Source organism: Allobosea sp. 05T438, assembly GCF_056396025.1.
Genome location: NZ_JBFTKQ010000015.1, coordinates 14,987 through 40,410 on the forward strand (window position 1 = coordinate 14,987; position 25,424 = coordinate 40,410).

The 25,424-nt window shown below is 66.8% G+C and carries 20 protein-coding genes and 1 pseudogene; 8 read left to right on the forward strand and 13 right to left on the reverse strand.

Going from position 1 to position 25,424, the window contains the following annotated elements; translation table 11 throughout:
• Nucleotides 1-50: 50 nt before the first annotated feature.
• From AC1DIN_RS23185 to AC1DIN_RS23220, 8 genes and pseudogenes are all read right to left on the reverse strand, one after another.
• Nucleotides 51-482, reverse strand: coding sequence for an OsmC family protein (locus AC1DIN_RS23185; RefSeq protein WP_441473110.1), 432 nt, complete (start codon nt 480-482; stop codon nt 51-53).
• A gap of 679 nt (nt 483-1,161) precedes the next feature.
• Nucleotides 1,162-2,821, reverse strand: a pseudogene (locus tag AC1DIN_RS23190) (OFA family MFS transporter).
• Nucleotides 2,822-2,917: 96 nt separating this feature from the next.
• Nucleotides 2,918-3,190 (reverse strand): formate dehydrogenase subunit delta, encoded by a 273-nt coding sequence (locus AC1DIN_RS23195; RefSeq protein ID WP_441473109.1) that lies wholly within the window; start codon nt 3,188-3,190, stop codon nt 2,918-2,920.
• Nucleotides 3,187-4,029, reverse strand: a complete 843-nt coding sequence (gene fdhD / locus AC1DIN_RS23200) for a formate dehydrogenase accessory sulfurtransferase FdhD (protein WP_476811465.1) — start codon at nt 4,027-4,029, stop codon at nt 3,187-3,189. Before fdhD ends, AC1DIN_RS23195 begins: the two co-directional genes overlap by 4 nt.
• Nucleotides 4,016-6,898: a formate dehydrogenase subunit alpha gene (gene fdhF, locus AC1DIN_RS23205; protein WP_476811466.1), complete on the reverse strand. Its 2,883-nt coding sequence runs from the start codon at nt 6,896-6,898 to the stop codon at nt 4,016-4,018. The genes fdhD and fdhF overlap by 14 nt, the downstream gene beginning before the upstream one ends.
• A gap of 10 nt (nt 6,899-6,908) precedes the next feature.
• Nucleotides 6,909-8,489, reverse strand: a complete 1,581-nt coding sequence (locus tag AC1DIN_RS23210) for a formate dehydrogenase beta subunit (RefSeq protein ID WP_476811467.1) — start codon at nt 8,487-8,489, stop codon at nt 6,909-6,911.
• Nucleotides 8,486-8,962 (reverse strand): NAD(P)H-dependent oxidoreductase subunit E, encoded by a 477-nt coding sequence (locus AC1DIN_RS23215; RefSeq protein ID WP_476811468.1) that lies wholly within the window; start codon nt 8,960-8,962, stop codon nt 8,486-8,488. Before AC1DIN_RS23215 ends, AC1DIN_RS23210 begins: the two co-directional genes overlap by 4 nt.
• 228 nt (nt 8,963-9,190) lie before the next feature.
• The gene (locus tag AC1DIN_RS23220; RefSeq protein WP_476811469.1) at nt 9,191-10,105 is read right to left on the reverse strand and encodes a LysR family transcriptional regulator; all 915 of its coding nucleotides are present in this window, start codon (nt 10,103-10,105) and stop codon (nt 9,191-9,193) included.
• Nucleotides 10,106-10,315: 210 nt separating this feature from the next.
• Here AC1DIN_RS23220 and AC1DIN_RS23225 point away from each other — a divergent pair, with 210 nt between their 5' ends.
• Nucleotides 10,316-11,347 carry an LLM class flavin-dependent oxidoreductase gene (locus AC1DIN_RS23225; RefSeq protein ID WP_476811470.1) on the forward strand — a complete coding sequence of 344 codons (1,032 nt, stop codon included), beginning with the start codon at nt 10,316-10,318 and terminating at the stop codon, nt 11,345-11,347.
• Nucleotides 11,348-11,577: 230 nt separating this feature from the next.
• Here the strand turns inward: AC1DIN_RS23225 and AC1DIN_RS23230 are convergent, their stop codons facing one another.
• On the reverse strand, nt 11,578-12,075 hold the full coding sequence (locus AC1DIN_RS23230) for an Lrp/AsnC family transcriptional regulator (RefSeq protein WP_441473102.1): 498 nt from the start codon (nt 12,073-12,075) through the stop codon (nt 11,578-11,580).
• A gap of 228 nt (nt 12,076-12,303) precedes the next feature.
• Here AC1DIN_RS23230 and AC1DIN_RS23235 point away from each other — a divergent pair, with 228 nt between their 5' ends.
• The 5 genes from AC1DIN_RS23235 (at nt 12,304) to AC1DIN_RS23255 (ending at nt 18,383) form a co-directional block, all read left to right on the forward strand.
• Entirely contained in the window at nt 12,304-13,563 is a 1,260-nt protein-coding gene (locus AC1DIN_RS23235; protein WP_476811471.1) for a thiamine pyrophosphate-dependent enzyme, read from the forward strand.
• A 160-nt stretch (nt 13,564-13,723) separates the two neighbouring features.
• Nucleotides 13,724-14,740: an alpha-ketoacid dehydrogenase subunit beta gene (locus tag AC1DIN_RS23240; protein ID WP_476811472.1), complete on the forward strand. Its 1,017-nt coding sequence runs from the start codon at nt 13,724-13,726 to the stop codon at nt 14,738-14,740.
• A complete protein-coding gene (locus AC1DIN_RS23245; protein WP_476811473.1) occupies nt 14,740-16,035 on the forward strand; it encodes a dihydrolipoamide acetyltransferase family protein in 1,296 nt (431 codons plus the stop codon). The genes AC1DIN_RS23240 and AC1DIN_RS23245 overlap by 1 nt, the downstream gene beginning before the upstream one ends.
• A 183-nt stretch (nt 16,036-16,218) precedes the next feature.
• The gene (gene lpdA / locus AC1DIN_RS23250; protein ID WP_476811474.1) at nt 16,219-17,616 is read left to right on the forward strand and encodes a dihydrolipoyl dehydrogenase; all 1,398 of its coding nucleotides are present in this window, start codon (nt 16,219-16,221) and stop codon (nt 17,614-17,616) included.
• A 359-nt stretch (nt 17,617-17,975) separates the two neighbouring features.
• Complete coding sequence (locus AC1DIN_RS23255; RefSeq protein ID WP_441473097.1) at nt 17,976-18,383, forward strand: DUF983 domain-containing protein; 408 nt, start codon at nt 17,976-17,978, stop codon at nt 18,381-18,383.
• A 26-nt stretch (nt 18,384-18,409) separates the two neighbouring features.
• Here the strand turns inward: AC1DIN_RS23255 and AC1DIN_RS23260 are convergent, their stop codons facing one another.
• Nucleotides 18,410-19,771, reverse strand: coding sequence for an aminotransferase-like domain-containing protein (locus AC1DIN_RS23260; protein ID WP_476811475.1), 1,362 nt, complete (start codon nt 19,769-19,771; stop codon nt 18,410-18,412).
• A gap of 169 nt (nt 19,772-19,940) precedes the next feature.
• Between AC1DIN_RS23260 and AC1DIN_RS23265 the strand changes: the two genes are divergently transcribed.
• Nucleotides 19,941-20,429: an Lrp/AsnC family transcriptional regulator gene (locus AC1DIN_RS23265; protein WP_441473095.1), complete on the forward strand. Its 489-nt coding sequence runs from the start codon at nt 19,941-19,943 to the stop codon at nt 20,427-20,429.
• A 198-nt stretch (nt 20,430-20,627) separates the two neighbouring features.
• On the opposite strand, the gene mgrA is transcribed toward AC1DIN_RS23265, so the two are convergent.
• The 3 genes from mgrA to AC1DIN_RS23280 all read right to left on the reverse strand — a co-directional run bounded on the left by mgrA (nt 20,628) and on the right by AC1DIN_RS23280 (nt 24,108).
• The gene (gene mgrA / locus AC1DIN_RS23270; RefSeq protein ID WP_476811476.1) at nt 20,628-21,650 is read right to left on the reverse strand and encodes an L-glyceraldehyde 3-phosphate reductase; all 1,023 of its coding nucleotides are present in this window, start codon (nt 21,648-21,650) and stop codon (nt 20,628-20,630) included.
• 204 nt (nt 21,651-21,854) lie between these two features.
• A complete protein-coding gene (locus AC1DIN_RS23275; RefSeq protein ID WP_476811477.1) occupies nt 21,855-23,285 on the reverse strand; it encodes an aldehyde dehydrogenase family protein in 1,431 nt (476 codons plus the stop codon).
• A gap of 385 nt (nt 23,286-23,670) precedes the next feature.
• Nucleotides 23,671-24,108 (reverse strand): Lrp/AsnC family transcriptional regulator, encoded by a 438-nt coding sequence (locus AC1DIN_RS23280; RefSeq protein ID WP_476811478.1) that lies wholly within the window; start codon nt 24,106-24,108, stop codon nt 23,671-23,673.
• A gap of 127 nt (nt 24,109-24,235) precedes the next feature.
• Between AC1DIN_RS23280 and AC1DIN_RS23285 the strand changes: the two genes are divergently transcribed.
• Complete coding sequence (locus tag AC1DIN_RS23285; protein ID WP_441473092.1) at nt 24,236-25,294, forward strand: ornithine cyclodeaminase; 1,059 nt, start codon at nt 24,236-24,238, stop codon at nt 25,292-25,294.
• The last annotated feature ends 130 nt before the right edge of the window (nt 25,295-25,424 follow it).

Genomic DNA, 25,424 nt, shown 5'->3' on the forward strand with positions numbered 1-25,424 from the left:
GACGTGGATGCTCGCCACAAGGGCGAGCATGACGTTGCGAGATACACCAGTTAGCCGACCAGCGTCGCTTCCAGCGTGATCGGAGCCTTGAACAGCTTCGAGACCGGGCAGCCCGCCTTGGCCTTGTCGGCCAGCGACTGGAAGGTCGCCTGGTCGGCGCCGGGCACCTTGCCTTTCAGCGTCAGGTGGATCGCGGTGATGGCGTAGCCGTCGTCGAGCTTGTCGAGCGTCACGCGCGCGGTGGTGTCGAGCGCATCGGCCTTGAGATTGGCCTCGCCCAGGATCAGCGAGAGCGCCATGGTGAAGCAGGCAGCATGGGCCGCGCCGATGATCTCCTCGGGATTGCTGCCTGGCTTGCCTTCGAAGCGGCTGGAGAAGCCATAAGGATAAGAGCTGAGCGCTCCGCTCTCGGTCGAGATCGCGCCCTTGCCGTCCTTGATGCCGCCCTCCCAATGGGCCGAACCGGTCCTGTTGATCGCCATGATGCTGACTCCCGTTCTGGTTGGATGGATATGCGGCGGCTGGAAAGCTACCCTTCGATAACGGCTTCAGGGCGCCTCGGGTTCACTTGCTGGTGATCGGCGCTCGGAGGGAAGGGAAATTGTGCTCGAATGGACTGATCATAGAGAAATAGGCAGAATAGATAAGTAGCTCCCGACCCCACCCCGGCCACCGGTATGGGTCAAGTTCGCAAAGGGTGACTTCGCAGCGAGGCGTCTGAGCAGAGTCCGCAATGGGAGACGGGAAGATGAGAACGATCCAACGCGCGTGCCTGTTCGTCGCCATCGGAGTTTTGTCGTCGGGCTGTGCCGTGACGGAATACAGGAGCCCGGATCTCGCCTCCGTCTGCGCTGTGCCGGTCAATCGGACAATCCAATCGGCATACTGGCTGGACTGCCGGTCGTTCGATCCGTACTCCGACCCGTATTCACAGCACTATCGTTATTCGAAGCACTATTAGGAGCCGTTCGGGCGTTTGAGCTCGGGGAGCTTCGCGGGTGGGTCGTGTCGCGGCGGATGAGCCGGACCGGCGTGGCAGACGACCGCCGAAGGCCTGCTTCCCACCCGCTCGAGGCATTCCACTGAGCGCCTGACGCCTGCCGCCGAACAGAGAAGCCCGCACCGATCGCTCGATGCGGGCCTTCGCAAATGGCAGGCGGCTCAGCGGAACAGCGCCAGCGATTTCGACAGGGTGATCCAGACGCCCCATGCGATCGGCAGGCCGACCACGGCCCAGGCGAGCAGGGCGCCGCCGTCGACGCCACCCTTGCCGATGCCGTGGGAGCCGTAATGGACCGCCGCGTCAACGCTCGTCGACCGTTTCTGCAGGGCCGCGACCTCGGCATCCTTCATGAACCACTTCGCCGCGACCGGGCGGACCAGCAGGTTGCAGAGGAAGCCCAGCACCAGCATGCCGGCGAGGATGTACATGGTGCGGTCATAGACCTGCGCACGCGGCACGCCGGCATTGATCTGCGCCTCGCGGATGTAGTTCACCACCACCGGGCCGATGATGCCGGCGGTCGACCACGCCGTCAGCAGCCGGCCATGGATGGCGCCGACGAACTGCGTGCCGAACATGTCGGCGAGATAGGCCGGCACGGTCGCGAAGCCGCCGCCATACATCGACAGGATGATGCAGAAGAAGCCGACGAAGAGCGCCAGCGACCCGGCATGCGCCGCCCACGGCGACAGGCCGTAGAGCAGGATGCCCAGCCCGAAGAAGGTGGCATAGGTCAGCTTGCGGCCGAGCTTGTCAGAGAGCGAGGCCCAGAAGAAGCGCCCGGCGATGTTGAACAGCGAGAGCAGGCCGACGAAGGCCGCCGCGATGGTGGCGATCTGCGTCTTCTGCCCGGCGTCGAGCGCGGCGAAGCCGATCTCCGGCTTGCCGATCAGGGATCCCGCGAAGATCTCCTGCAACATGGGTGAGGCCATGCCGAGCACGCCGATGCCGGCGGAGACATTGAGGCAGAGCACGGCCCAGATCAGCCAGAACTGCGGCGTCTTGTGCGCGTCCTTCAGATGGACGTGGCCGGAGGTGATCATGGCGTTCTGCGTCACCGGCGGCGTCCAGCCCTCCGGGCGCCAGTTCGCCGGCGGCACGCGATAGCCGAAGGTGCCGGCCATCATGAAGACGAAATAGATCGCGGCCATCGCGACGAAGGTCTGCCAGACGCCGACCGAGGCCGGTGTCTTGAAATAGTTCATCAGCATGTCCGCCAGCGGGGAGCCGATCATCGCGCCGCCGCCGAAGCCCATGATCGCCATGCCCGTGGCCATGCCGCGCCGGTCCGGGAACCACTTCACCAGCGTCGAGACCGGCGAGATGTAGCCGAGGCCGAGCCCGATGCCGCCGATGACGCCGGAGCCCAGCCACATCAGCCAGAGCTGGTGCCAGTAGACGCCCAGCGCCGAGATCAGCAGGCCGCCGCACCAGCACAGCGTCGAGACGAAGGCCGCCTTGCGCGGTCCGACGCGCTCGAGCCAGCCGGCCCCAGATCGCCGCGGAGGAGCCGAGCAGCACGAAGAACAGCGTGTACATCCAGCCGAGATCGGCGACCTTCCAGTCGCACGCCGTGGTGAACAGCGAGGCGGCGAGGCCGACATCGGCGGCGCAGGCCACCGGCTTGGTGATGCCGATCGCCTGGCTCAGCGGCAGCCAGAACACCGAGAAGCCATAGGCCATGCCGATGCAAAGATGGATGCACAGGGCGGCCGGAGGCACGAGCCAGCGGTTGAAGCCCGGTTTGGCGATGGTTCGTTCGCGGTCGAGCAGGCCGATGCCGCCCCCGATCTGTCCGATATCTTGTGCGACGCTCATTCCCCGTTTCCTTTCCCCATGGCTTCGCCGTTCGGGCCGGGTAGTGTCCCGGCTCGTTGAACTTCTCGATGCACCGCGCTGGCGGCGCCTTGCTTGCTAACCTCCGCGCCCCGGCCTGATCCGCGGCAGGGCGTGCCGCAGCAGGGGCGGGAGGTCCTCCGGACGGGCGGCGAAGGCGGCGAGGAAGTCCCCGCGCATGCGCCCGGTCCAGAACTGGTTGATGTGATCGGCCACGGAGGCGGCGGCCTCCTCCTCCGGATAGGCCTTGAAGAAATCGGCGATCTGCCCCGCCATGCGCCGGAGCTTCGCGATGTTCTCGTCGTGGGGCTCGCCGGGGGTGTCTTCTGTGCTCAGGCCGGCCTCCATCATCGGGCGACAGCCTCGCGCTCGGGCGCGAGGGCGCCGGTGAAAACGATGCAGCCGTCGCGGCGTGCCACCGCTGCCAGCGTCAGGCCGAGATGCCGGGCACGCTCGATCGCGAGCGAGGTCGGCGCGGAGATCGCGACCAGCGTGCCGGCGCCGAAGATCGCGGCCTTCTCGACCATCTCGAAGGAGGCGCGGCTGGTGACGAGCAGGAAGCCGTCGCTGGCATCGGCCCCGGCGCGCAGGCGAGCGCCGATCAGCTTGTCGAGCGCGTTGTGGCGGCCGACATCCTCGCGCACCGCGATGACGGTGCCGGAGGCATCGCACCAGGCGGCGGCATGGACGGCGCGGGTGAGTTGATTGAGCGGCTGGTGCTGGTCGAGCGCAGCGAGCGCGGCCTCGATCGCCGAGCCGGGCACGGCGCGCGCCGCCCGCCTCGCCGCATCGGCCATCGGGATCTCCTCGATGGTCTCGACGCCGCAGAGCCCGCAGGACGTCCGCCCCGAAAGGTTGCGTCGCCGCGCCAGATGCTCGCGGAAGCGGCCGGGCGCCAGCTCGACGGTGACGATCACGCCCTCGTCCTTCGGCTCGACGGCGATGCCGCGGATCTCGTCCGCGCCGCGCACGATGCCCTCGGTCAGGCTGAAGCCGGTGACGAAATCCTCGAGGTCCGACGGGCTCGCCATCATCACCGCATAGGGCATGTTGCCGTAGACGATGTTGATGGGCGTCTCGACCGCGACCTCGATCTCGCGCGCGCCTTCGCGCGCCGCGCCGAAGCGCAGCGGCTCGGCCTTGACGGCGGCCGAGGCCGGCGGCTGGGCGGGCGGGTTATTCCGCGGCATCGGGCAGGCGCTCCGCGATCCGGCGCAGGGTCACGTCTTCCTCGAAATTCTTCTCCTGCCAGGCCGACCAGGCATTGGTGCGTCGCACCTCGACGGCGGTGACCTTGTATTCCGGGCAGTTCGTCGCCCAGTCCGAGAAGTCGGTGGTGATGACGTTGGCGCCGGTCTTGGCGTGGTGGAAGGTGGTGTAGACCACGCCGGGCTGCATGCGCTCCGAGATTTCCGCCCTGAGCGCGATGTCGCCCGAGCGGCTGGCGAGCGCGACGAGATCGCCGTCGCGGATGCCGCGGCTCTCGGCGTCGAAGGGGTGGATCTCCAGCACGTCCTCGTCGTGCCAGGCGCCGTTCTCGGTGCGCCGCGTCTGCGCGCCGACATTGTATTGCGAGAGGATGCGCCCGGTGGTGAGCAGCAGCGGGAAGCGTGGGCCGGTCCGCTCCTCGGTCGGCACGAACTCGGTGATCATGAACTTGCCCTTGCCGCGCACGAAGCGGTCGACATGCATCAAGGGCGTGCCGGTCGGCGCCTTGTCGTTGCAGGGCCACTGCACGGAGCCGAGCTTCTCCAGCTTGTCGTAGGAGACGCCCGCGAAGCTCGGGGTCAGCCGCGCGATCTCATCCATGATCTCGCCGGGATGGCCATAGGACATCTCGTAGCCGAGCGCCCGGGCCAGCTCGATCGTGACCTGCCATTCGTCCTTGCCGGCGAGGGGTGCCATCACCTGCCGCACGCGGTTGATGCGCCGCTCGGCATTGGTGAAGGTGCCGTCCTTCTCGAGGAAGGAGGCGCCCGGCAGGAAGACATGGGCGTATTTCGCCGTCTCGTTCAGGAAGATGTCCTGGATGACGACGCATTCCATCGCGGCCAGGCCTGCCGTGACATGCTTGGTGTTCGGGTCGGACTGGGCGATGTCCTCGCCCTGCACATAGAGGCCCTTGAAGGTGCCCTCGACCGCTTCGTCGAGCATGTTGGGGATGCGCAGGCCCTGCTCGGCGTCGAGCGGCACGCCCCACATCATTTCGAAGACCTGCCGGGTGGCGTCGTCCGAGACGTGGCGATAGCCGGAGAACTCATGCGGGAACGAGCCCATGTCGCAGGATCCCTGCACATTGTTCTGCCCGCGCAGCGGATTGATGCCGACGCCGTCGCGGCCGATATTGCCGGTCGCCATGGCCAAGTTCGCCATCGCCATCACCGTGGTCGAGCCCTGGCTGTGTTCGGTGACGCCGAGGCCGTAATAGATCGCGCCGTTGCCGCCCGTCGCATAGAGCCGCGCCGCGGCGCGGACGTCGGCCGCCGGCACGCCAGTATACTGCTCGCTGGCTTCCGGCGAATTCTCCTCGCGGGCGACGAAGCGGGCCCAGTGCTCGAAATCGCCGAGATCGCAGCGCTCGCGCACATAATCCTCGTCGATTAGCCCTTCGGTGACGACGACATGGCCGAGCGCATTGAGCAGCGCGACGTTCGTGCCGGGCTTGAGCGGCAGGTGGTAGTCCGCCTTGATATGCGGCGACTGCACCATGTCGATCCGGCGCGGATCGGCCACGATCAGCCGCGCACCCTGGCGAATGCGCTTCTTCATCCGCGAGGCGAAGACCGGATGGCCGTCGGTCGGGTTGGCGCCGATGACGAGGATGACGTCGGACTTGGCGACCGACTTGAAGTCCTGCGTGCCGGCCGAGGTGCCGAGCGTCGTCCGCAGGCCATAGCCGGTCGGCGAATGGCAGACGCGGGCGCAGGTATCGACATTGTTGTTTCGGAAGGCGGCGCGCACCAGCTTCTGGACGAGGAAGACCTCCTCGTTGGTGCAGCGCGACGAGGTGATGGCACCGACCGACTCGCGGCCGAACTTCGCCTGGATCCGCTTGAATTCGGAGGCCGCGTAGTTGATCGCCTCTTCCCACGACACTTCGCGCCAGGGATCCGTGATCTTCGTCCGGATCATCGGCTTGGTCATGCGGTCGGTATGGGTGGCATAGCCCCAGGCGAAACGGCCCTTGACGCAGCTATGGCCCTCGTTGGCCTTGCCGTCCTTGTACGGCACCATGCGGATGACGCGGTCACCCTGCATCTCGGCCTTGAACGAGCAGCCGACGCCGCAATAGGCGCAGGTCGTGACCACGGAATGCTCGGGCTGGCCGTGCTCGATGACCTTGTTCTCGATCAGCGTCGCCGTCGGGCAGGCCTGCACGCAGGCGCCGCAGGAGACGCATTCCGAGCCGAGGAAGTCGGTCGGTCCCGCCGCAACGCGGGACTCGAAGCCCCGGCCCGTGATCGTCAGCGCGAAGGTGCCCTGCACCTCCTCGCAGGCGCGCACGCAGCGATTACAGACGATGCATTTCGACGGATCGTAGGTGAAGTAGGGGTTCGAGGTGTCCTTCGCGAGCCAGTTCTCGTTGACCGCGCCGTCCTTACCCTCTGCGAAGACGTGGTTCTCGCCCTCATAGCCGTAGCGCACCTCGCGCAGGCCCACGGCGCCCGCCATGTCCTGCAATTCGCAGTCGCCATTGGCGGAGCAGGTCAGGCAGTCCAGCGGATGGTCGGAGATGTAGAGCTCCATCACCCCCTTGCGCAGGCCGGACAGGTTCTCCGACTGGGTGCGCACGACCATACCGTCTTCTGCCGGAGTCGTGCACGACGCGGGCGTGCCGCGCCGTCCCTCGATCTCGACGAGGCAGAGCCGGCAGGAGCCGAAGGGTTCGAGCGAGTCGGTTGCGCAGAGCTTCGGGATTGCGGTGCCCATGCTCATCGCCGCCGCCATCACGGAGGTCCCGGCCGGGACAGTGACGCTCTGGCCGTCGATAGTCAGCGTCACCGTTTGCTCGGAGAGCCGGATCGGCGTGCCGTAGTCGATTTCCTTGATCAGGCTCATCGCTGCCTCCTCACTCGGCCGCCAGCGCAAGTTTTTGCAACGGACTGGGAGGACGGTCGAAATCCTCGGGGAAATGGTTGAGCGCGCTCAGGACCGGCATGGGGGTGAGCCCGCCCATGGCGCAGAGCGAGGCGTCGGTCATCAGCTTCGAGAGGTCGCGCAGCACGGCGATGTTCTTCGGAACCTCCGCGCCGGCGATGATGCGGTCCATCACCTCGACGCCGCGTGTCGCCCCGATCCGGCAGGGCGTGCACTTGCCGCAGCTTTCCTTGGCGCAGAAGGCGAAGGCGAAGCGCGCCTGCCGGGCCATGTCGACGCTGTCGTCGAACACCACGATGCCGCCATGGCCGAGCATGGCGCGCATGCTCGCCAGCGCCTCGTAATCCATCTGCACGTCGAGCTGTTCGGCCGTGAGATAGGCGCCGAGCGGGCCGCCGACCTGCACGGCGCGGATCGGCCGCCGCGAGAGCGTGCCGCCGCCCATCTCCTCGATGATCTCGCGCAGGCTGATGCCGAAGGCGAGCTCGATCAGCCCGCCGCGTTTGACGTTGCCGCCAAGCTGCACCGGCAGCGTCCCGCGCGAGCGGCCCATGCCGTAATCGGCATAGGCCTGCGCGCCATGCGCCAGAATCCAGGGCACCGCGGCGAAGGAGAGCACGTTGTTGACGACGGTCGGCTTGCCGAAGAGACCTTGCAAAGCCGGTAGCGGCGGCTTGGCGCGGACGATGGCGCGCTTGCCTTCCAGGCTTTCCAGCAGCGAGGTCTCTTCGCCGCAGATATAGGCGCCGGCACCGAGCCGGACCTCGAGATGGAAAGCGCGGCCCGAGCCCATCACCGAGGCGCCGATCAGTCCGGCCGCCTCCGCCTTGAGGATCGCGCGCTGCAGCGTGCGATGGGCATGCGGGTATTCCGAGCGCAGATAGAGGTAGCCGCGCGTCGCACCGACCGCGACCGCCGCGATCGCCATGCCCTCGATGGTGAGATAGGGATCGCCCTCGAACAGCATGCGGTCGGCGAAGGTGCCGCTGTCGCCCTCGTCGGCGTTGCAGACGATGTATTTCTGCTCCGCCTTGGCATCGTGGACGGTCTTCCACTTGATCCCGGTCGGAAAGCCTGCGCCGCCGCGGCCGCGCAGGCCGGAAGCCTTCACCGCCTCGACGATCTCGCCGCCGGTCAGGCCGAGCGCCTTCTCCAGCCCCTTGAACCCGCCATGGGCGCGGTACTCGGCGATCGACAGCGGGTCGATGACGCCGACGCGCTCGAAGGTGAGGCGCTGCTGGCGCTTCATCCAGTCCAGTTCCTCGGTCTTGCCGAGGCTCAAGCGGTGCGCGCCACCCGAGATGAAGCCGGCATCGAAGAGCGAAGGCACATCCTGAGCCGCGACCGGCCCATAGGAGACGCGTCCGTCTGGCGTCTCGACCTCGACCAGCGGCTCCAGCCAGAGCATGCCGCGCGAGCCGTTGCGGATGATCTCGACGGCGAGGCCGCGTGCTGCCGCTTCGCCCGCGACAGCCTGTGCGACGGCCTCCGCGCCGACCGACAGGGCGGCCGCGTCGACGGGGATGAAGATGCGAACCGGGGCGGCGCTCATGACCGCGCCTTTCCGTGCTGGCAGAGCCCGGCCACGCGGGCTGCGTCGACGCGCCCGATCAGTTCGCCATCGACCAGGGCGGAGGGGCCGAGCGCGCAATTGCCCAGACAGTACACCGTTTCGACCAGCGCGTCGCCGGAAGGTCCACTGTCGACGACGATGCCGTGCTCGGCGGCAAGCTCGGCGACGACCTTTTCGCAGCCGAGCGACTGGCAGGCTTCCGCCCGGCAGAGCTTGATCACGCGGGCAGGCTGCGGCGCGGTCTTGAAGTCGTGATAGAAGGAGATCGCGCCATGGACCTCGGCGCGCGACAGGTTCAGCGCCTCCGCGATCAGCGGCACGGCCTGCGGGTCGACATAGCCGAACTCGTCCTGCAGGGCATGCAGCATCGGAAGCGTGGCGCCTTCCAGATGCGCCAGGCTGGCAATGAGCGTGCGCGCGTTGTCCTGATCCCAGGCCGGATAACCCGCCATCTTTCCTCCATCGGCCCGGTTCGCCGGGCGCCTCTTGTCGGAAAAGGTGGGGTATCCTGGAATGATTTCAAATCGTTTGTTTCAACTGCATGATAGTTTGTGACTATCAAACTCGCGCGGTTACCGGGCTCGGCGGCCAGGTGAGCCAAGTCGGCGGTCCGAAAATTTCGCAATCAGGCCATTTTGCGCCGCACAATGCTGCGCCGCTTCTACGACGATAGGCGAAGGCTATCGCACAATGGGTCGGCGCGGCAGCCGCGCATCGGTCACCGGTTTCGTCATCATCAGCAGGTTGCGCGCGAGCGGGGCGACGGGCTGCCGGTCGGCGACGATCAGGCCGATGGTGCGTTGCGCCTCGGGCTCGACCAGCGACAGCGCCCTGGTGCCGAGCGGGATGCCGAAGAACTCGAGAAGCTGCAGCGAGACGATGCTGGCGACGCCCTGGATGCCGGCATGGGAGCACAGGTTGAAGATCGAGTTGGTCTCGATCATCGGCCGCGGCGCGGTGCCGACCGAACGGAAGATGCCGTCGATGATGCGCCGGTTCTGCATGTCGCCGGTGAGCAGGCAGAGCTTGTGCTCGGCGGCTTCCGCCCAGCTGATGGTGTTGCGCGCGCCCAGGGGGCCGTCCTCGCGCGTCAGCAGCACATAGGATTCCTGATAGATCGGCTTCGAGATCACCCGGTCGAGCGGCTCGTTGTCGAGATAGGTCAGCCCGACATCGAGCTCGAAATTGTCGATGCCCTCCTGGATCTCCTGCGAGGTCAGCGACAGCACGGTAAGAGACACCGCCGGATAGCGGTCCGAGAACGGCGCGGTGATATGGGCGATCATCGGCAATGCGGTCGGGATCGCGCCGAGTCTGATCCTGCCGGAGACACCTTCGCGCAGCTCCGCGATCGAATCCTTCATGACCTCGGCTTCGGCCAGGATGCGCCGGGCGTGGGCGAGCACGACCTCGCCCTCCTTGGTGAAGCCCTGGAAGCGCCGCCCGCGCTCGACGATCATCACGCCGAGTTCCTCTTCCAGCTGCACGATCGCGGCGGAGAGCGTCGGCTGCGAGACATGGCAGGCCTCGGCCGCACGGCGGAAATGCTTCTCGCGGGCGAGCGCATCGAGATAGACCAGCTGGCGAATGATCATGGCGTCGCTTCAGGAACGGCTGATGTCGCCGCGGCCGCCGAGCATCGGCATAGCGCGCAGCCGTTGCAAGCGCTGCGGTTGCAACTGGGCAAACAGGTTGTTGCTGCCGGGGCAACGCTGGGAGAATTGCGTCGAGGCAATCTCGATCCTAACTCCCTCAGGCCGGGATGGCCGGCAAGCAAAGGGTCGCGTCGCGGCCTCGGGATGATCATGGCACAGGAACTGGAATTCGGGCTCGACACCTTCGGCGACGTCACCAACGGGGCGGACGGCAAGCCGCTGCCGCATGCTCAGGTGATCCGCAATCTCGTCGAGGAAGCCGTCCTGGCTGATAGCGTCGGCATTGATTTCATCGGCGTCGGCGAGCATCACCGTGCCGATTTCGCCGTGTCGTCGCCGGAAACGGTGCTGGCCGGCATGGCCACGCGCACCAGCCGGATCAAGCTGGGTTCGGCGGTTACCGTGCTGAGCTCGGACGACCCGATCCGCGTCTTCCAGCGCTTTTCGACGGTGGATGCGCTCTCGAACGGGCGCGCCGAGGTCATTCTGGGTCGCGGCTCCTTCACCGAATCCTTCCCGCTCTTCGGCTTCGACCTGCGCGACTATGAAAAGCTCTTCGAGGAGAAGCTCGATCTCTTCGCCGCGCTGCTGCCGCAGGAGCCGGTGAGCTGGCAGGGCTCGATCCGCCCGCCGCTCAAGGACCAGCTCGTCTACCCGCCGGTCGAGAATGGACCGCTCAAGACCTGGATCGGCGTCGGCGGCAGCCCCGAATCGGTGGTGCGCGCGGCGCGCTACGATCTGCCGATGATGCTCGCCATCATCGGCGGCGATCCGCTGCGCTTCAAACCCTATGTCGATCTCTACCACCGCGCCTATGCCCAGATCGGCAAGCCGGTGAAGCCGATCGGCGTGCATTCTCCGGGTTATGTCGCGGCGACCGACGAGCAGGCCAAGGAGGAGTTCTTCCCGGCGTTCAAGGCGAACCGTGACCGCATCGGCGCCGAGCGCGGCTGGCCGCCGATGACCCGCGAGGACTTCGAGCAGGAGGTTGCGCACGGCTCGCTCTATCTCGGCTCGCCCGAGACGGTGGCGCGCAAGATCGCCGCGACCGCCAAGGGGCTGGGCATCGCCCGGTTCCAGCTGAAGTACAGCGCCGGCCCGCTGGCGCATGAGAAGGCGATGGAGTGCATCCGGCTCTACGGCGAGAAGGTCGTGCCGCTGGTCCGGGAGATGCTGGGATAGGGTCAACCTCGACCGCGTCGTCATGGTCGGGCTTGTCCCGACCATCCACGTCTTCGCTGGTCGAAGGATGTGTTCGAGACGCGGATGCTCGCCACAAGGGCGAGCATGACGGGGAAGGCCGTCATTCTCGGGCGAAGCGAAGCGCAGACCCGAGAATCGCAGGCAGGATGAGGCTGAAAGAGCTCGTTCCGGCAAGAGATGCTCGGGTCAGGCCCGAGCATGACGGCGCATCACCCCGCCACCTTCAGCGGATCGACCGACAGCGTCCGCTTCAGCGCCCTCAAGCCGAAGGTCGTCCGCGTCTGGCGCACGCCCGGAATGCGATAGATCGTTCCGCGCAGGAAGCGCTCGTAATGGTCGGTACCGCTGACCACGACCTTGGCGAGGTAGTCGTACTCGCCCGTCACGAGATGCGCCTCGACCACCTCCGGCGCCCGGCTCAGCGCCTCGCCGCACTGGTCGAGCACCTGATCGTCATGCTTGTCGAGCGTGATCTCGACGAAGACGATGTTGTTGTAGCCGAGCGCCTTGTGGTCGAGCAGGGCGACATATCTCTCGATCGCGCCCGACTCCTCCAGCCGCTTCACCCGCGTCCAGCAGGGGGAGGGTGACAGTCCCACCTTTTCGGCGAGCGCCTGCGTGGTCAGCCGCCCGTCATCCCGCAGTGCAGCGAGAATCTTGCGATCGATGAGATCGAGAGCAGGACCGTTCTGGCTCTTTTTGTTCATCGGGAGATCATTCCGAGGTTTATCGATTAGGCAGAAGTATCTTCTGTCTGATTTCGCGCGCGCCGGCAAATTCGGAATGAACCTCCGCGGCTGCAACGCTAGCGTTGGTTGCAAGGGGAACGATCGCCGGCCGGCTGTGCGTCCCGCCGCATCTCCGACGAGCGCCACAGGCGCTTGCGGGATGCGCGCGAAGGCGGAATGCTGGCGACGTCAGGGATGGAGGCGCTCATGAGCAGCGACAAGGCAGGCCAGGCGCCGGCAGCAACCCAGCCACTGCAGTTCCATGTCCCCAAACCGGCAAGCCGTCCGGGCGAGAAGCCGGACTTCTCCCATGTCGTGATCCCGAAGGCGGGCTCCGTGGCGCGCCCGCCGGTCGATGTCGATCCCAAGGACATCCGCGACCTCGCCTATTCGATCATCCGCGTGCTCGATCGCAAGGGCGAGGCGGTCGGCCCCTGGGTGCCCGATCTCTCGCATGAGGACCTGATCCGCGGCCTGCGCCACATGATGACGCTGCGCACCTTCGACGGCCGCATGCAGATGGCGCAGCGCCAGGGCAAGACCTCCTTCTACATGCAGCACACCGGCGAGGAGGCGGTGAGCTGCGCCTTCCGCATCGCCCTCCAGCCCGGCGACATGAACTTCCCGACCTATCGCCAGGCCGGCCTGCTGATCGCGAACGATTATCCGCTCGTCGACATGATGAACCAGATCTACTCGAACGAGCGCGATCCGATGAAGGGCCGGCAATTGCCGGTGATGTACTCCTCCAAGGAGCACGGCTTCTTCTCGATCTCGGGCAATCTCGCGACGCAATACGTCCAGGCCGTCGGCTGGGCGATGGCCTCGGCGATCAAGAACGACACCCGCATCGCCGCCGCCTGGATCGGCGACGGTTCGACGGCGGAATCGGATTTCCACGCTGCTCTCGTCTTCGCCTCGACCTACAAGGCCCCGGTCGTCCTCAACGTCGTCAACAACCAGTGGGCGATCTCGACCTTTCAGGGCATCGCCCGTGGCGGCTCCGGGACCTTCGCGGCGAGGGGCCTCGGCTTCGGCATTCCGGCGCTGCGCGTCGACGGCAACGATTACCTCGCAGTCTACGCCGTCGCGCAATGGGCGGTCGAGCGTGCCCGTCGCAATCTGGGTCCGACGCTGATCGAATACGTCACCTACCGCGCCGGCGCCCATTCCACCTCGGACGACCCCTCCGCCTATCGCCCCAAGCACGAATCCGACGACTGGCCCTTGGGCGACCCGCTGATCCGCTTGAAGCAGCATCTGATCGCGGTCGGCGCCTGGTCGGAGGAGCGCCACAAGCAGGCGGAGGCGGAAATCCTCGCCACCGTCATCGCGGCGCAGAAGGAGGCCGAGAGCTTCGGCACGCTGCATTCCGGCGGCAAGCCCTCGGCGCGCGACATCTTCGAGGATGTCTATGCGGAGCTGCCGCCGCATCTGCGCCGCCAGCGCCAGCAGATCGGGGTGTGACGAGCATGGTTTCGCGCATGAACCTCTGCCGTCATGCTCGCCCTTGTGGCGAGCATCCACGTCTTGAACACGGCCTTCGCCCAGCGAAGACGTGGATGGTCGGGACGAGCCCGACCATGACGAAGTGGTCCTTACGCCTCTTCATCGGAGCCCGCTGACCATGCCCCGCATGACGATGATCGAGGCGATCCGCTCCGCCATGGACGTCTCCATGGGCCGCGACGACAATGTCGTGGTCTTCGGCGAGGATGTCGGCTTCTTCGGCGGCGTCTTCCGCTGCACCCACGGGCTGCAGCAGAAATACGGCGTCTCGCGCTGCTTCGACGCGCCGATCAGCGAGGCCGGCATCGTCGGCACCGCGATCGGCATGGCGGCCTATGGCCTTCGCCCTTGCGTCGAAATCCAGTTCGCCGACTACATGTATCCGGCCTACGATCAGATCGTCTCGGAAGCCGCGCGCCTGCGCTACCGTTCCGCCGGCGATTTCACCTGCCCGATGGTGATCCGCATGCCGACCGGCGGAGGCATCTTCGGCGGCCAGACCCATAGCCAGAGCCCGGAAGCGCTCTTCACCCATGTCTCCGGCCTGAAGACGATCGTCCCGTCCAACCCCTATGACGCCAAGGGCCTGCTGATCGCGGCGATCGAGGACCCGGACCCGGTGATCTTCCTGGAGCCGAAGCGGCTCTATAACGGCCCCTTCGACGGCCACCACGACCGCCCGGTCACGGCCTGGTCGAAGCATGAGCTCTCCGAGGTGCCGGAAGGCCATTACACCGTGCCGCTCGGCAAGGCGGTGACACGGCGCGAGGGCAGCGCCGTCACGATTATCGCCTACGGGACGATGGTGCATGTTGCGCTGGCGGCAGCCGAGGAGACCGGCATCGATGCGGAGGTCATCGACCTGCGCACGCTGGTCCCGCTCGATCTGGAGGCGATCGTTGCCTCGGTCGGGAAGACCGGCCGCTGCATCGTGCTGCACGAGGCGACGCTGACCTCGGGCTTCGGCGGCGAACTCGTCGCGCTGGTGCAGGAGCATTGCTTCTACCATCTGGAGGCGCCGGTGATGCGCGTTACCGGCTGGGACACGCCCTATCCGCATGCGCAGGAATGGGACTACTTCCCCGGCCCCGCCCGCCTCGGACAGGCGCTGCGCGACATCATGGAGGCACGCTGATGGGCGAGCGCATCATCAAGCTGCCGGATGTCGGCGAAGGCATCGCCGAGGCGGAACTCGTCGAGTGGCACGTCAAGGTCGGCGACATCGTTCGCGAGGACGACCTGCTCGCCGCCGTGATGACCGACAAGGCGACGGTCGAGATTCCCTCGCCGGTCGAGGGCGAGGTGACCTGGGTCGGCGCCGAGGTCGGCGACACCGTCGCGATCGGCTCCGCCATCGTGAAGCTGAAGGTTGCGGGCGAAGGTGCGGTGGCTGAAGAGCCTGCCGAAAACGCGCCTGCCGAGAAGCCGGCCGCCGCGCCGCCGCCCAAGGCCGAAAAGCCTGCGGCGCCTGCCGCTCCCGCCAAGCTGGCTGTGCCGCCCCCGCCGCCACCGAAGCTCGCACATGCCAGCGCCGTCCCCGCCCAGCGCCGCGCGCCGGGTGAGAAGCCGCTGGCTTCGCCGGCGGTGCGCCTCAAGGCGCGCGAGGCCGGGGTTGATCTGCGCCAGGTCCAGGGCACCGGCCCGGCCGGCCGCGTCACCCATGAGGACATCGACGCCTTCCTGCTGCGTGGGCCGGAACCGGTCCGTGGCGGCGGGCTCGTCGAGCAGAGCGCCGTCACCGAGGTGAAGGTCGTCGGTCTGCGCCGCCGCATCGCCGAGAAGATGGCGCTGTCGAAGTCGCGCATCCCGCACATCACCATCGTCGAGGAGGTCAACGTCTCGCCGCTGGAGGACCTGCGCGCGACGCTGAACAGGAAGCCGACGCCGGAGCGGCCGAAGCTGACGATGCTGCCCTTCCTGATGCGCGCCATGGTCAAGGCGCTGGCCGAGCAGCCCGCGCTGAACGCACTCTATGACGACGATGCCGGGATCGTGCGCCAGCATGCCGCGATCAATATCGGCATCGCGACGCAGACGCCTTCGGGGCTGACCGTGCCTGTGGTGAAACATGCCGAGGCGCGCGATCTCTGGGGCTGCGGCATCGAGCTTTCCCGCCTCGCCGAGCGCGCCCGCGACGGCACCGCGACGCGCGACGAGCTGACCGGCTCGACCATCACCATCACCTCGCTCGGCGCGCTCGGCGGCATCGCCACGACGCCGGTGATCAATTACCCGGAGGTCGCCATCGTCGGCGTCAACAAGATGGTCGTGCGCCCGGTCTGGGACGGCACCACCTTCGTGCCGCGCAAGATGATGAACCTCTCCTCCAGCTTCGACCACCGCGTGATCGACGGCTGGGACGCCGCCGTTTTCGTGCAGCGGCTGAAGGAGCTGCTGGAGAACCCGGCCACGCTCTTCGTGGATCTGTGACGTGATGAGGATCGCCATCGAGCGCGACGCGGTTACCCGTCATTGCGAGGAGCGAAGCGACGAAGCAATCCAGGGGGGCTTGGCGGAACGCTTCAGCCCAATCCCCCTGGATTGCTTCGCTTCGCTCGCAATGACGGGCGCTAGCTGGGACGACCGTGAAAGCCTGGGCCACGGAGGCCGCGCATGACCGAGATCACCTGCAAGCTCCTCGTCATCGGCGCCGGCCCCGGCGGCTATGTCTGCGCCATCCGCGCCGGCCAGCTCGGCATCGACACCGTCATCGTCGAGAGCACCAAGCTCGGCGGCAGCTGCCTCAATGTCGGCTGCATCCCCTCCAAGGCGATGATCCATGTCGCCGAGGAGTTCGAGAAGCTGGCGGAGGCCGCTGCCGGCAAGACGCCTTTCGGCCTGACCGCCGCGGAGCCGAGGCTCGACCTGAAGCAGGCGGTGGCCTGGAAGGACGGCATCGTCCAGCGCCTCAACAACGGCGTCGCCGCCCTGTTGCGCAAGGCGAAGGTCAAGATCGTCCATGGCAAGGCCCGCTTCCGCGACGGCAAGACGGTCGTGGTCGAGACCGAGACCGGCCCGAAGACGATCCAGGCCGAGGCGATCGTCATTGCCACGGGTTCCGCCCCGGTCGAACTGCCGTTTCTGTCCTTCGGCGGCAACGTCATCTCCTCGACCGGCGCGCTGGCGCTGACGGAGGTTCCCAAGCGCCTCGTCGTGGTCGGCGGCGGCTATATCGGGCTGGAGCTCGGCACCGCCTTCGCCCGGATGGGCAGCAGGGTCACTGTGGTGGAGGCTCAGGAGCGCATCCTGCCGCTCTACGACACCGACCTCACCGGCCCGGTCTCGAAGCGCCTGACCGCGCTCGGCGTCGAGGTGCTGACGGGTGCCAAGGCGCTCGGGCTCACGGCGCAAGGCGACGGCCTGCGTATCGAGACCGCCGATGGCACCGAGCGCAGCCTGCCGGCCGACAAGATCCTGGTCACGGTCGGCCGCAAGCCGGTCACCGACGATCTCGGCCTCGAAAACCTCGTCCTCGACATGGACGGCCGCTTCATCCGCATCGGCGAGCGCTGCGAGACGGCGATGCGAGGCATCTACGCCATCGGCGATGTCACCGGCGAACCGATGCTGGCGCATCGCGCGATGGCGCAGGGCGAGATGGTGGCGGAGATCGTCGCCGGCCTGCCGCGCGCCTGGGACAAGCGCTGCATCCCGGCGATCTGCTTCACCGACCCCGAAATCGTCTCGGTAGGCCTTTCGCCCGAGGAGGCGAAGCGCGCCGGCCATGAGCTGAAGATTGGGCAGTTTCCGTTCCAGGCGAACGGCCGGGCCATGACCCGCCATGGCGAGGCCGGCTTCGTGCGCGTCGTCGCACAGGCCGGCAGCGATCTCGTGCTCGGCATCCAGGCGGTGGGGCAGGGCGTCTCGGAGCTTTCGGCCGCCTTCGGGCTCGCCATAGAGATGGGCGCCACGCTGCAGGACATCGCCGGCACGATCCACGCCCATCCGACGCTTGGCGAGGCCTTCCCGGAGGCCGCGATGAAGGCGCTGGGCCACGCGCTGCATATTTGAGACTGGTTGGCGCAGCGCTCTCCCAATAGGCGCAAGTCATCACCGCCGGAGCGCCTCCGCCGTCATGCTCGGGCTTGACCCGAGCATCTCCTGCCGGAGGAGGCTCCTGTGTCTCATTTGCCAGAGATTCTCGGGTCAAGCCCGAGAATGACGCTCTTTATTGGCCTCGGCCTCCGGAACTCTTCATTGACGCGAAGAGCCGGGATGACCCGCATTTGGTTGGACAGGAGGCCCCACTGCTCCCGCGACTGATCCGCGCAGGCAGTCAGCTAAGACGCATACAATCTTGACATTGTCTTTGTCTGGAATGATCTGAGGGGCGATGCCGATCGAACGGCGCCGCCCCGAGGAGAACTTTCATGTCCGGCGAGCACTGGCCGCCACTCTCTCCGCTCCAGACCGGCCTGCGCGGCCGCTGCCCGCGCTGCGGGCAGGGCAAGATGTTCGAAAGCTTTCTGAAGCTGAAGCCGAAATGCGAGGTCTGCGGGCTGGATTACTCCTTCGCCGACCCGGCCGACGGCCCGGCCTTCTTCGTGATGATGTTCGTCTGCATCCCGGCCGCGGCTTTTCCGCTCTGGCTGGAGCTGACCTACAACCCGCCGACCTGGGTGCATCTCGTCACGACGCTGCCATTGATCCTGCTGACCTGCATTCCACCGCTTCAGCCATTGAAAGGCTGGCTCGTCGCCTCGCAGTTCTTCCACAAGGCCGAGGAAGGCCGGCTCGCCCGCCCGACGCCGCAGGACAAGCCCGCAGCTTCCAGCTGACAAGGCAGGCGTGTTCAGCGCCCCGCTTACGCGTCGCCGCGGATCAGCCCGGCGAGGAGATTGAGCGCCTCGGCCAGTCGCGCCCGCTCGGGGATCGCGCCGAGTGCGATCCGGATCGCATCCGGCGCCGTGCCGCCCGTGCTGAACGCATCGGCAGCCATCACGCCGAGCCCGGCGAGGCGGGCGCGCTCGATCAGGCTGTTGCGTTCCCAATGCGCGGGCAGGGGTTGCCAGACATGCAGCGCATGCGGATGGCCCTGCATCGTCTCCGGCAGGATCTCTCTCGCCAGCAGCTGCCGCTCGGCCGCCTCGCGCCGCACGCCATCCAGCAGATCCCTTGCCGCGCCGATCCTGATCCAATGGGCGGCGAGCGCCGTCATCAATGGCGCGGGCATCAGTGCCGTCGCGCGCAGGGCGGCGAGGAACGGCGCGCCGTCAGCTCCCTCCGGCATGATGATGAAGGCCGTGCGCAGGCCGGGCGTCAGCACCTTCGACAAGGTCGCGACATGCCAGGTCCGCTCCGGCGCCAGAGCCGCCAGCGGCGGCGGGGCATCTCCGGCGAGCGGGCTGTAGGGGTCGTCCTCGATCAGGATGAGGTCGCGCCGACGGGCGACGGCGACGAGATCAAGCCGGCGTTGCGCGGACAGGGTGATGCAGGTCGGATTCTGCAGCGTCGGCGTGAGGGCGAACAGCCGGGCCCCATGGCGGACAGCAGCCTCGTCGAGCGCGTCCGGCAGCGGGCCATCCGCGTCGCCAGCCACAGGCACCATGGAGAGAGCACGCTGCCGCGCCGCGCCAATCAGGCCGGGATAGGCGAGAGGTTCCGTCAGGATCGTGTCGCCGGGCCGGGCCAGCAGTGAGAGCAGCGCGTTGAGCCCGGTCTGGGCGCCCGGCACCACCGCGATGCGCTGCGGCGGAATTGCACCCATCAGCGGCGAGAGCCAGGCCGCTCCGGCAGCGCGCTCGGCCAGCGAGCCGGCCCCGCCATGATAGTTCATCAGCTGGTCGGCATCGCTGCGCGCCAGGATCTCGGCGATGCCGCGCTGCATCAACTCGCCCAGCCGCAAGCCTTTAGGCGCCGGCGGAATGGTCATGCTGAGGTCGAGCGCCGGCCCTTCCTTTTCCCGCCGCGCCGAGATGAAGGAGCCGCGCCCCGTCACGGCGTCGATCAGGCCGCGCTCGCGAGCCTCGCCGAAGGCGCGCGTCACCGTAGTGAGATCGACCGCGAGATGTTCTGCGAGGCGGCGCTGCGGCGGCAACCGGTCGCCCGGCCTGAGCAGCCCGTCGGCAACCGCCCGTTCGAGCTGCGCGACGATCTGGAGGTAGCGCGGCCCCGCCGCCGGGTCGAGCCGGCCGACCCAGTGGAGCGCTTCGTCGCTATCGGCCATCGCCAAGTTGGTTTCCATACATTCGGTGGATTGTAGGTATCGCATAGCGCGGTCGGGTCCTTCGCGCCAGTGGTATGCCGCTGGCGCCATCCGTCCTCGCCGAGATGCCAGTGGTGGCGGGTGGGCTCTCCTGTAAAAGGGCGATCTCAGCCGGGACCGGAGACAGGGAATGGCACGCCTGCGCCTCGATGCGCTCGACCGCAAGATCATTGCGGAACTGCAGATCAATTCGCGCCTTTCGGTGCAGGACCTCGCCCAGCGCATCGGGCTGTCGGCCTCGCCGTGCGCGCGCCGCATCCGCATGTTGGAGGAAGCCGGCGTTATCCAGGGCTACGCGGCGATCATCGACCAGACCAAGGTCGGGCTGCCGATCAGTGTCTTCGTCTCGATCAGGCTGGAGCGTCAGCGCGAGGATGAACTCGACCGCTTCTCGCAGGCCGTGGCGCGCTGGCCCGAGGTCGTCGACTGCTACCTGATGACCGGCCAGCGCGACTATCTCCTGCGCATCGTGGTGCGCGACCTGCCGGCCTATGAGCGCTTCCTCAAGGACAAGCTCACCCGCCTCGACGGCGTCGCCTCGATCGAGTCGAGCTTCGCGCTCGGGCAGGTGAAGCGCTCCAGCGCGCTGCCGATCGCGGCGGTGGCGGAGGAGGATTGAACCGTGCCGTCATTCTCGGGCGCCGCGCAGCGGCGACCCGAGAAGCTCAGGACGGGAGGGCTCTGGTTGCTGCGAGTGCCGTCTTCCCCGTCATTGCGAGCGCAGCGAAGCAATCCAGGGGACGGGGTGAGGCGTTCGGCCCTGCCGCCCCTGGATTGCTTCGTCGCTTTGCTTCTCGTAATGACGATGGAGGGCGATCTACCGCTCCGCCGAAGCCGCCCAGATGTTGATGCCGCCATCGACGGCGTGGCTGTCGATGGCCGCCAGTTCCTCGGGCGTGAATTCCGGGTTCTTCAGCGCTGCGACGCAGTCCGTCACCTGCTCGGGCCGGCTTGCGCCGATCAGCGCCGAGGTGACGCGCCCGCCGCGCAGCACCCAGGCGATCGCCATCTGCGCGAGGCTCTGGCCGCGCGCTTTGGCGATCTCGTTCAGCGCCGCGATATGCCTGATGTTGTCGTCGCTGAGGAAGCCGTCGCGGAAGGAGGGCGCCTTCTTGTCGGCGCGGCTGCCGGCCGGCACCCCCTTGAGGTACTTGTCGGTCAGCATGCCCTGTGCCAGCGGCGAGAACACGATCGAGCCGATGCCCTCCGCATCGAGCGTGTCGAGCAGCCCGTCCTGCTCGATCCAGCGGTTGAGCATCGAATAGCTGGGCTGATGGATCAGGCAGGGTGTGCCGAGCCGGCGCAGGATCGCGACCGCTTCCTGCGTGCGCTTCGAATTATAGGAGGAGAGGCCGACATAGAGCGCCTTGCCCTGGCGGACGATGGCGTCGAGCGCGCCCATCGTCTCCTCCAGCGGCGTGTTCGGGTCGAAGCGGTGCGAATAGAAGATATCGACATAGTCGAGCTTCATCCGCTTCAGGCTCTGGTCGAGGCTGGAGATCAGGTATTTGCGGCTGCCCCATTCGCCATAGGGACCGGGCCACATCCGGTAGCCGGCCTTGGTCGAGATCACCAACTCGTCGCGATAGCCCGCGAAGTCCTGGGCGAGGATCTCGCCGAAGGCGGTCTCGGCCGAGCCGGGCGGGGGGCCGTAATTATTGGCGAGGTCGAAATGGGTGATGCCGAGATCGAAGGCGGTGCGGCAGATCTCGCGCATGTTCGCGTGGCTGCCGGTCTCGCCGAAATTCTGCCAGAGACCGAGCGAGAGCGCCGGCAGCTGCAATCCACTGCGGCCGCAGCGGTTGTAGCGCATCGCGTCATAGCGGTTCGAATTGACCATGGCTGAGGCCTCTCAATCGATTGAAATGGAGCATAAAATGAAGGCCCGGTGGCTTTGCGTCCACCGGGCCTCGTTGATGAAAGACCCGCGCCGTCATGCTCGCCCTTGTGGCGAGCATCCACGTCTCGAACTCCGCATGCACGGAACGAAGACGTGGATGGTCGGGACAAGCCCGACCATGACGGGAATGGCGTACCGTCGCGATCAGGCCGCGGCGTAGCCGACCGTGCCCTTGATCTCGAGGAACTCCTCGAGGCCGAAATCAGCGTATTCGCGGCCGTTGCCGGACTGCTTGTAGCCGCCGAACGGAGCGCCTGCGTCCCAGGCCGGATAGTTGATGTAGACATTGCCCGCGCGCATCTGCGAGGCGACCTTGCGGGCGCGATCCTGCGAGCCCGACTGGACATAGGCCGCAAGGCCATAAGGCGTGTCGTTGGCGCGCTCGACCACCTCGTCGTCGCTCTTGTAGGGCAGGATCGAGAGCACGGGGCCGAAGATCTCCTCGCGGGCGATCGTCATCTCGTCGGTGACGCCGCCGAAGATCGTCGGGCGGACATAGTAGCCGCGGTTCAGCCCCTCGGGCCGGCCAGGGCCACCGGCGACGAGCGTCGCGCCTTCCTTGATGCCGGCCTCGATCAGGCGCTGCACCTTCTCGTACTGGACCTCGCTGACGACGGGGCCGAGGAAGACGCCGTCCGCCGAGGGAGCACCGACCTTGAGCGGCTCGGCGACCTGCTTGGCGATGGCGAGCGCCTCCTCATGCAGCTTCTCCGGCACGAACATCCGGGTCGGCGCATTGCAGGACTGGCCGGAGTTGCGCATCACGCTCTCGACGCCGAGCTTCACCGACTTCTTCAAATCGGCATCGTCGAGGATGATGTTGGCCGACTTGCCGCCGAGCTCCTGATGCACGCGCTTCACCGTATCCGCCGCCGCCTTGGCGACGAGGATGCCGGCGCGGGTCGAGCCGGTGAAGGAGACCATGTCGACGCCCGGATGGCGCGAGATGGCTTCGCCGACCGTCGGTCCGTCGCCGTTGACGAGGTTGAACACGCCCTTCGGCACGCCGGCCTCGTCCATGGCTTCCGCGAAGATCAGCGCGTTGAGCGGTGCGATCTCGGAAGGCTTCAGCACCATGGTGCAGCCGGCCGCGAGCGCAGGCGCGACCTTGCACATGATCTGGTTGAGCGGCCAGTTCCACGGCGTGATCATGCCGACGACGCCGATCGGCTCCTTGGCGATCAGGGTCGAGCCGCGCAGCTCCTCGAACTCGAAGTTCTCGAGCGTCTCGATCATCTTGGCGAGATGCGCGGTGCCCATCGCGGCCTGTGCCCGGTGCGCCAGCTCCTTCGGCGCGCCCATCTCGCGCGACAGGATGTCGGCGATGGCGTCATAGCGCTTCTTGTAGGCCTCGGCGAGGCGGCGCATCAGCGCGAGGCGCTCGGCCTTGGAGGTCTTCGCGAAGGCGGGGAAGGCGGCGCGGGCGGCGGCGACGGCCTTGTCGACATCGGCCTGCTCGCCGAGCGCGATAGTGGCGAAGACTTCCTCGTTCGACGGGTCGACCACGCCCAGCGTGCGGCTGCCGGACGGCTTCACCCACTGGCCGTCGATGTAGAATTCGAGCTCATGCGCCATGTCTGGTCTCCTGCCTCGTCTGGCTCAAAGCAAGGACAACCGGCCGAAAAGCGGCCGGCGGTCCATGCCCCGAGCGGGAACTGTCGATGTCCGACGCGAACGGGCGGCCTTGCGCGATCATGCATCGCCGGCCGCCCTCGACGCTGTATCTGACGGGGGATAACGTTAGGGGCGCGGCGCGCGCCTGTCACGGGGCTCCGTGTCGCGTTTGCGGATGGCCGCCATGCGGCGGTGATCCTTGTCGAGCGGAGTTTGGTCTAGCGCGCGCCAACGTCGTCATTGCGAGGAGCGAAGCGACGAAGCAATCCAGGGGGACTGGGCTGAACGTTTCACCCAGTCTCCTGGATTGCTTCGCTGCGCTCGCAATGACGGGTGAGGTGTATTGCTACAGCCGCGCCTTGACGCTGCGCGGCGTCGCCAGCAGCAGGCTGGTCTCGCTGTTGGTGACGCCGGGGATCAGGCGGATGCGTCTGAGAACTTGATCGAAAGCGATCAGGTCGGAGGTGCCGAGCTCGACCACGAGGTCCCAGTTGCCGTTGGTGGTGTGGATGCTGGAGACCTCGCTGAAGCCGCTCAGCGCGGCGATGACCGAATCCGCAGCCTGCCCGGCGATCTCGATCATCGTGATGCCGCGCACCGGCAGATCGATCGCATCCGAGCGCAGGATCACCGTGAAGCCGATGATCTCGCCCGACTGTTCCAGCTTCTCCAGCCGCGAGCGCACCGTCGCCCGCGTCAGCCCGAGATCGGCCGCGAGGTCCGAGATGCTGCGGCGCCCATCGTGGCGCAGCAGGGTGATGAGCTTGTGATCGATATTGTCCATCGTCCGAAGTGGATAATGGATCTATTCATTTCGATCAATCTTGGCGTCGATCGGGTCAATCTGGCTTCTATCGCCTGCCGGTGAAGCCGGGCACTATAGGGCTCTCGCGAGAGCAACAGGGGATCCTATGGTTCAGCAACTGAATGTCGTGCCTTTCGTCAGCGTCGACCACATGATGAAACTGGTCCATGCGATCGGCATCGAGCGGATGCTGTCCGACATCGCCGGCTATATCGAGGATGATTTCCGGCGCTGGGAGATCTTCGACAAGACGCCGCGCATCGCCTCGCACAGCCTCGAAGGCGTGATCGAGCTGATGCCGACCAGCGACGGCAAGCTCTACGGCTTCAAATACGTCAACGGCCACCCCAAGAACATGAAGGCCGGCCTGCAGACGGTCACCGCGTTCGGCCTGCTTTCCGATGTCGCGACCGGCTATCCCGTCCTGCTCTCGGAGATGACTTTCCTGACGGCGCTGCGCACGGCGGCGATGTCGGCGGTGGCGGCGAAGCACCTCGCGCCGAAGCATGCCGCGACCATGGCGCTGATCGGCAACGGCGCCCAGTCCGAGTTCCAGGCATTCGCCTTCCGCGCGCTGCTCGGCATCGAGAACCTGCGGCTTTACGACGTCGATCCGGCCGCAACCGAGAAATGCGCCCGCAATCTCGCGCGCCACGGCTTCAGGATCACGCGCTGCGCCACCGCGATGGAAGCGGTCGAGGGCGCCGAGATCGTCACCACCGTCACCGCCGACAAGCAGTACGCGACGATCCTGACCGACAACATGGTCGGCGCCGGCGTCCACATCAACGCGGTCGGTGGCGACTGCCCCGGCAAGACCGAGATCCACCGCGACGTGCTGTTGCGCTCCTCGATCTTCGTCGAGTATCCGCCGCAGACCCGCATCGAAGGAGATATCCAGCAGCTCGACCCCGACCACCCGGTCGAGGAACTCTGGAAGGTCATCGCCGGCACGGCGACGGGCCGCACCGATTCCAGTCAGATCACGCTGTTCGACTCGGTCGGCTTCGCGATCGAGGACTTCTCGGCGCTGCGCTATGTCCATGAGCGCATCCGCGAGGCCGGCACCTATGTCGATCTCGACCTGATCGCGGATCCCGACGATCCGCGCGATCTCTTCGGCATGCTGATGCGAGCAGCGCCGAGCGCCGTCGCGGCGGCCTGAGACGCGGGTCTCGGCTCTCGCCGGAAACACGACGTCATCCCGGGCTTGACCCGGGATTCATGCCAGAGCGCTTGCGGTAAAGGTTCAGGCATGGATCCCGGATCTCCGCTTCGCTCCGTCCGGGATGACG